Origin of the sequence: Cohnella sp. OV330, from assembly GCF_900112065.1 — a bacterium.
Lineage (GTDB): Bacteria > Bacillota > Bacilli > Paenibacillales > Paenibacillaceae > Cohnella.
The window spans coordinates 71,033-78,083 of the sequence record NZ_FOKE01000019.1; the positions used below are offsets into that span (position 1 = coordinate 71,033).

A 7,051-nucleotide genomic window follows, 5' to 3' on the forward strand; every position below is an offset into this window, starting at 1 on the left:
AAAACGGATGACGCAAAAAAGAGGCCCGCGGCGGCCTCTTTTATTTGAAGAAAAGGAAATTCGTCGCCAGGCGCCGAAGCTGCCCGTCGGACGGACTGTTGACGACCCGGCCCTTGAATACGAGGGTAGAAGAGCCGCCGCCGTCCAGGTTGTAACCGTCGATCGTCCCGAAGCGGGAAAGCAGGATCTGGAGCTCTTCGAGCGTGGCGCCCGAGCTGCCGTCTTCGCCGCGTCCGTCTATGACGATCATCAGGACCTGATTGTCCTTGTAATTCGCGATGACCGTACGCGGCGCGCGAAGCGGGCTCGTCCGCCACTTGGCGGGGATAGGCAGATTGACGCCGTTTTTGCGAAGCACGGGCACGAAGGAGGCGCCGAACTTCGGCTTTTCCTTGTCCAGCTGCGATTTGTTGCTGTATTTGCCGCCGATGAGCTTCAGGTCCTCGTTCAAGCCGACGAAAAACAGATCGTTGAAGCTCGGCTCGAAGCCGGTGACGTACTCGCCGCCGACGACGGTCGTGCTGAGGGGATAACGCTTGCCTCCCTGGTCCGCGAAGCCGCCGGCATTGACGCCCGCGATCGCCCCGGTCCGCTTGACGGCCGCGAGCGTCGTCTCCGAGCTGCCCGGCTTGCCGCCGGCCAGCGCCATCGACATCGCCTTGTCGCTCTTGAGCTTGACCTTGAGCGCGTATCCGCTGAAGTACTGCGCGCGGATCGTGTAGAGCTGAGCCGTCAATTTGTCCGATTGCACGGAGTCGCGCGGGTAGCCAAGCTTAATGGAGATACGCCTGTCGTAGATCGCCGCGGGCCGCCCGACCTGCGCCTTGACGGTGGACATCATCGCGCTCATGCTCATATTCGTCTTCGTGTACAGCTCGGATACGCGTTTGACGGAGGCCGATATATCCTTGGCGATGGCGCCGGCCCGGACGAGCGATTCGATCTGCGGCTCCGCGTAGCCGGCGAGCGAAGGACCTGGCGTCTGCACGGGCGGGCCGATGTCAGGCGCCTCCGGCTTGACGCCCGCCGCGATGAGCCAGATCAACATGCCGAGAAACGGCGCGCAAGCGAGCAGCACGGTTCGGTTCAATTGCTGGACGCCCGTTCTCATTTGAGCACGTCCAGTTCTTTTTTCAGCTGGTCCAGCTGCTTTTTCAATTCGCTGATCTGCGTATACAGCTTGTTGCTGTTGTCGGTCTTGTCGCTGGCGTTGTCCTGCGTGAAGGTGAGCAGCTCGTTCAGCGCGTCGACCTTCGAAGAGAGCTGCGCCATCTGGGCGGCATAGTCGCTCTCGAGCTTGTCCAATCTGGCGCGGTAATCCTGCTGCATCGCCGCGATCTGGCTCGCGGTCTGCTGCTGGAGCTGCGCGGATACCTGCTCCCGCTGCTGTCCCGTGTACCAGATCGTGCCGGCGACGCCGGCGCCGATCAGCAAAAGCCATAAAAATATGAACGGCACGACGGATCTTCTCGCCGCTCTCCTCGGGGGTCTTTCCGTGCTGCCGATCTGCGCTCTCGTGTCCGTCAGAGGGGAAGAATTCATCATTGCAGTTTGTCACCTCGTAATTCGGCCATACCGATATTGAATGTCCATTGTAGCATAATCCTAAAAAAATTGGGCAAACTATACTGCTTTTTTACCTTCGTATGGATAAATAAGAAACGTCATACAGATTCGCCTCAAACCTGACTCGCCTATCTGGCCTTACGTGCGCCGCCTCTCGGTCTGTGCTATACTGTATACACCATATACAATTATTTTTTCGGAAAAGAGGCATGCGCGATGAGCGGCGACGATACGATGGACGAGGACAGCTTGAACAGCTTGCCGCACGGCGCGCAGCTTGCCTGGGGACTGGTGAAGCCGTCGACGAGAGGCCCCAAGGGAGAGCTTAGCGTCGGCAAGATCGTGGAGACCGCAGTCGGCATCGCGGATCGGGAAGGGCTGCCGGCGGTGTCGATGAACCGGGTGGCGAGCTCGCTAGGTTTTACGACGATGTCGTTGTACCGGTATATCAAGAGCAAAGACGACCTGCTGATGCTCATGACCGAAGCCGTCTGCGATATACAGGTCCCGGAGGAGAGCGAAGGGAAGGGGTGGCGGGATCAGCTTAGAGAATACGTGGAGATCTGCATTCGGATCATGCGCGCGCATCCGTGGTTCACGGACATTCCGATCATGGGCGTGCCGATCACGCCGAACAACTTGAAGATGGTGGATTGGCCGCTGCGCATTCTGCAGAATCTGCCGCTTAGCGAGTACGAAAAAATGTCCACGGTGCTGCTGATGAGCGGTTATTCCCGATTTTACGGCGTCATCATGCGGGATATGGACCGGGCGATCGAGGCGGGCGCGAACCCGGACAGCTTTTCCGGTCTCATGTACGGCGAGGCGCTGAGGCAGTTGGTCACGCCCGAGGCGTATCCCGCCTTATATCCCATCGTAGCGGCGGGCGTCTATACCGAGGACGACGGCAACAAGGACGAGGCCCAGAACGACTTCGACTTCGGGCTGGAGCGCATCCTTGACGGCATCGAGCTGCACGTGTCCCGGGCGAGAGCGTAGCGAAGAGACGTCGCCTAACGAAAGAGAGCATGACCAGGGTCGTTTAGACCCTGGTCATGCTCTTTTTCGTTCAGATAAGACCGCTTATCTCCGTCCGGCGCGCTTCTTGAAGGCGATGCCGCACCAGACGAGCGCGATCAGGATGAGCCCCGCGCACCATGCGGCGCCGATCCAGGCATGGTCTCCGATCGGCGTGCCGAGGAGCAGCCCGCGAATCGTCTCGATTAGAGGCGTGATCGGCTGATGGCTCGCGACGCCGCGGAGCCAATGCGGCATCGTGTCGATCGGCACGAATGCGCTGGAGAGGTAGGGCAGGAACAGCAGGATGAAGCCGTAACCGCTCGCTGCCGAAGGACTGCCGGCGACAAGGCCGATCGCGGCGTAGAGCCAAGTTAGCGTGAGAATAAACAGGACGATGACGCCAAGCGCGGCGATCCATTCGAGGAAGGAACCGTTCGGCCGGAAGCCGACGAGCAGCGCCACGCCGATGACGACGCCTGTCGCGACCAGATTGCGCGCGAGGCTCGCGGCGACATGGCCCGTGACGACCGACAAGCTGCGGATCGGCATCGTGCGGAAGCGGTCGATGATGCCGTTCGTCATGTCCGTGGACACGTCGACCGCCGTCGTCGCTGCGCCGTAACCCGCGCACAGCAGGATGATGCCCGGCACGACGTAGTTGGCGTAGTCGCCTCCCGGCGCGATGGCGCCGCCGAATACGTACGTGAACAGCAGCATGAGCATGACCGGCAAAATGATGGACATCATGAGCGACTCGGTATTGCGAAGGCTGAGAGTCAGGCTGCGGCGGATAAAGACGGCATTGGTCGCGGCATAAGAAGGCGGAGCAAGCGGGGAGAGAGATTTGTTCACGATACGGACACCTCCGAAGGTTGATGGGTGAGCGCGATAAAGACATCGTCCATGCTCGGCCTGCGAATGGTCACCTGGGTGTCCGGCGGCAGCGAGGCGGCGAGACCGTTCAGGATTCGTCCGATATCCTGCGCCGAACCGGTCGTTGCTACCGTGCGGCTCCACTGCTCCCGCTCGTTGGTCAGCTCGATGACTTCGCCGCCGATGCGGGCTTTCAATTCCGCGGCCGTGCCCTCGGCGACGAGGCGTCCGCCGTTAATTACGCCGATCCGGTCCGCCAGTTGGTCCGCCTCCTCCAGATATTGCGTCGTCAGGAAAATCGTCATGCCCGACGCCTTCAGCCGCTCGATGATGTCCCACAGCGCGCGCCGGCTCACCGTATCGAGTCCGGTCGTCGGCTCGTCGAGGAACAGCACCGGACGGCTCGCCACGAGGCTGATCGCCAGGTCAACCCGTCTGCGCATTCCGCCCGAGTACGTCTTGACCCGTTTGCGAGCCGCCGCGGTCAGATCGAACTGCTGCAGAAGCTCGGCCGTCCGCCGCTTGGCTTCGGCGCTCTTCATGCCCGAGAGCCTGCACATCATTTGCAAATTCTCTTCGGCCGTCAGCATCTCGTCGACGGCGGCGAACTGTCCCGTCAGGCTGATCGATTGCTTGACCTTGCCGCTCTCGGCGGCGACGTCGTAGCCCGCGATCCGGGCGCTGCCGCCGTCCGCCGCGACGAGCGTCGTCAGGATGTTGATGAGCGTCGTCTTGCCTGCGCCGTTCGGGCCGAGCAGCGCGTAGATCTGGCCTTCGGGAACGACGATGTCGACGCCGTTTAGCACCTTTTGTTCGCCGAAGCTTTTGCGCAAGTCCTTGACTTCGATCGCGAATTTCATAAGGAAAGCTCCTCTCGCTTCTTTAACTGTTTATTATATAAACAGTGTATTATATAAACAGTATATATGCAACACTGTTTTTGGATATTCCTGATTTTCATTGGCGGGCTGCCGGCATATCGCTATAATTGGAAGATAAACGATAACGGAAAAGAGTGATCATCTTCATGCAAGCGGACGGATTCGTGCCTTACCACGAACGCAATATCGTGCTGATCGGGTTCATGGGCGCGGGCAAGACGACGATCGGCAAAGTCCTCGCGGCCAAGCTGTCCCGCGAGTTCATCGATGTGGACGAGCTCATATCGACGGATCGCGGGATGCCGGTTACCGAGATTTTCAGGACGCTTGGCGAAGAAGCGTTTCGCCGGATGGAAAAAGAGTATATTCGCGATCTGTGCCTTCAGAAGCGGGACGCGGTTCTGTCGCTCGGAGGCGGGGCCTTCCTCCAGGAAGAGATCCGCGATTTGTGCATGGCGAACGCGGCCGTCTTTTTAATGGATATTCCTTGGGAGCAATGGAAGACGAGACTGCCGCTTATCCGCGACAGCCGACCGATTCTGCAGAACAAGACGGACGAGGAGATTCGAGCGCTTTATGCGTCGCGCCAGGCGATCTACGAGCGGCATCACTTCAAGGTGGACGCCGGCAGCCAGACGCCGGAGGCGGCCGCGCAGGAGATCGTCGGTTGGCTGGCGGAACGGCAATGAACGAAAAAGCGCTGCTCGGGCATTTCGCGCCCGGGCAGCGCTTTTTTGACCTATCATCACGGAGCAATGCAGGATTTACTAATACAGCACGGCGTAAATCATCAATCGATCAACAGCAAAGAAGGCATATCAGGGCTATCTCGCAAAAGTACAGGATCGAGAGCCGCACCCGTTCGTCGTTCCGCCTATCGCGCAAAAGCTCCAAGGCCCCCTAATCAAATTGGAGTCCTACCCCCCAATCAATTAAACTGGGGATAAGGGAGATGATCGGGATGGGCGGTAAGAAGTGGAACGAAGAAATACGGCTTAAAATTGTAAAGGAAGCACTAGCTGGCGTTAAGGTTGGGGTGCTTGCTCGCATGTACGACATTCACCCCGAAACCATTCGTACATGGATAAGAGAGCATCGCGATTTCATTCCGCCTGAGGACATTCCCGCAGCAGACGAGCACCTTCAAGAGATCCGTCGGTTGCAGGAAGTCGAGCAGCGATATGACAGAGCGGTGAAGTCGCTTGGAGAAAAAGAACTTGAAATTGAAATTCTCCGTGAACTGTTAAAAAAACAACCCCCGCTTATCCGAGAAATTCGAAGTAGCGGAACCATTTATTAAGCGGGGGGAGCCTATTGCACGGGTTCTGCGTATTCTCGGACTGAATGAGTCTACCTATTATGAGCGGCGCAAACGCGCTTCTCAGCCGGCTACGGAACCGCGCAACACGGTCCGCAGGGGACGCCCTGTGCCCGGATACTCCTACAACGAATCAGGCCAGAAAGTCTGCGACGAGCAAATCCAGGAATGGTTGCTCACGCTGCTCGAGGGCGAAGAGCACGTCTACGGCTATAAGCTGCTCGCGCGCTGTATTCGCAACCAGCATGGCGTGATACTGAATAAGAAAAAGGCTCATCGACTGTGCAAGGAGCTTGGCATTCTTCAAAACGCGCGGAAGCGCCTGCAGACGCATCCGCGGCGATTGCCGAGAAATCGCACCATCACCGCATCGAATCAACTCTGGCAGATGGATATTAAATACGGCTATGCGCCCGGGCAAAGACGCTTCTTTTTCGTACTCAGCATCATCGACGTATTCGACCGCGTCATCGTCGGGCAGTACCGAGGCCCTGTTTGCGAGGCCAAACACGCCGTACAGACGCTGGGAATCGCCCTGCAGCACCGCATTCAGCCAGGCGAAGCGATGCCCGTCATCCGTACGGACAACGGCCCGCAGTTCGTCAGCAAGCTGTTCGGGGACATGTGCGAGAGCTGGGAGATGGTCCACGAACGGATCCCGCCACGAACCCCGAATATGAATGCTTACATTGAGTCGTTTCATAGCATACTCGAGCTTAAGCTGTTTCGCATTCACGAGTTCACGACGCTCGAGGAAGCTTACGATGCGCTCGACCGTTTCATGGACTTTTACAACAACCGCAAGATGCACGGCAGCTTAAAGCACATGCCGCCAACGATATTTTCGGCGTGGGTCAGGACGCTGGAAGATGCTTCAGATTTCTACAGGGCAGTGTAATCCCTCGAAATAACGAGCTATGCTGCGAAAATGGAATCACTGTGGGGGATGACTCCAGTTTTAGGGGGCCTAGCCGAAAGTGCAGGATTTTTACCCGAAACACGCGTGTTCATGCTTAAAGAGACGGGCTACCGTGCACTTTTGCGCGATAGATCGCAAAAACCAGCTAATGTTTGTCAACCCTATGTGGTTGGATTGCGGCATCGTTATTGCTATACTGTTTTTGAACTAACACAAAGAAGCCTCCGTTGGCGCGGATGCTTCTGGGTGAATATGGAATTTAGGCTTTGTAGGGCTCGCCTTTTACGAGGATGGCATGGACGTGATGCAAAAGCTTGTTGGCGCAAGCGATCACGACTACCTTGTAGGGCTTGCCCTCTTTCCTTTTCTTGTCGTAATAGGCTTTTAGCCGTTCGTTTACACCCTTTCTAAGCCCGCACTGCACAGCGACATACAGCGCTCTGCGTAAGCGTTTGGAACCCCTTTTCGAAATAC

8 protein-coding genes and 1 pseudogene are annotated in these 7,051 nt (G+C 57.7%); 4 read left to right on the forward strand and 5 right to left on the reverse strand.

Annotated elements, in window-relative coordinates; all coding sequences use genetic code 11:
• Positions 1-40: 40 nt before the first annotated feature.
• Positions 41-1,111: a phosphodiester glycosidase family protein gene (locus tag BM235_RS30475; protein WP_090118032.1), complete on the reverse strand. Its 1,071-nt coding sequence runs from the start codon at positions 1,109-1,111 to the stop codon at positions 41-43.
• A complete protein-coding gene (locus BM235_RS30480; protein ID WP_255374673.1) occupies positions 1,108-1,545 on the reverse strand; it encodes a hypothetical protein in 438 nt (145 codons plus the stop codon). Before BM235_RS30480 ends, BM235_RS30475 begins: the two co-directional genes overlap by 4 nt.
• A 237-nt stretch (positions 1,546-1,782) precedes the next feature.
• Here BM235_RS30480 and BM235_RS30485 point away from each other — a divergent pair, with 237 nt between their 5' ends.
• Positions 1,783-2,565 carry a TetR/AcrR family transcriptional regulator gene (locus BM235_RS30485; protein WP_090118033.1) on the forward strand — a complete coding sequence of 261 codons (783 nt, stop codon included), beginning with the start codon at positions 1,783-1,785 and terminating at the stop codon, positions 2,563-2,565.
• A gap of 84 nt (positions 2,566-2,649) precedes the next feature.
• Here the strand turns inward: BM235_RS30485 and BM235_RS30490 are convergent, their stop codons facing one another.
• Both BM235_RS30490 and BM235_RS30495 read right to left on the reverse strand, forming a co-directional pair.
• On the reverse strand, positions 2,650-3,438 hold the full coding sequence (locus tag BM235_RS30490; protein ID WP_090118034.1) for an ABC transporter permease: 789 nt from the start codon (positions 3,436-3,438) through the stop codon (positions 2,650-2,652).
• The gene (locus tag BM235_RS30495) at positions 3,435-4,319 is read right to left on the reverse strand and encodes an ATP-binding cassette domain-containing protein (protein WP_090118035.1); all 885 of its coding nucleotides are present in this window, start codon (positions 4,317-4,319) and stop codon (positions 3,435-3,437) included. Before BM235_RS30495 ends, BM235_RS30490 begins: the two co-directional genes overlap by 4 nt.
• 167 nt (positions 4,320-4,486) lie before the next feature.
• On the opposite strand from BM235_RS30495, the gene BM235_RS30500 reads away from it, so the two are divergent.
• From BM235_RS30500 to BM235_RS30510, 3 genes are all read left to right on the forward strand, one after another.
• On the forward strand, positions 4,487-5,029 hold the full coding sequence (locus BM235_RS30500) for a shikimate kinase (RefSeq protein WP_090118036.1): 543 nt from the start codon (positions 4,487-4,489) through the stop codon (positions 5,027-5,029).
• Between the two features lie 272 nt (positions 5,030-5,301).
• On the forward strand, positions 5,302-5,640 hold the full coding sequence (locus tag BM235_RS30505) for a transposase (RefSeq protein ID WP_158543875.1): 339 nt from the start codon (positions 5,302-5,304) through the stop codon (positions 5,638-5,640).
• A gap of 13 nt (positions 5,641-5,653) precedes the next feature.
• On the forward strand, positions 5,654-6,556 hold the full coding sequence (locus BM235_RS30510; protein WP_255374674.1) for an IS3 family transposase: 903 nt from the start codon (positions 5,654-5,656) through the stop codon (positions 6,554-6,556).
• A 280-nt stretch (positions 6,557-6,836) separates the two neighbouring features.
• Here the strand turns inward: BM235_RS30510 and BM235_RS32400 are convergent.
• Positions 6,837-7,051: pseudogene (locus BM235_RS32400) on the reverse strand (IS110 family transposase); the annotation flags it as partial.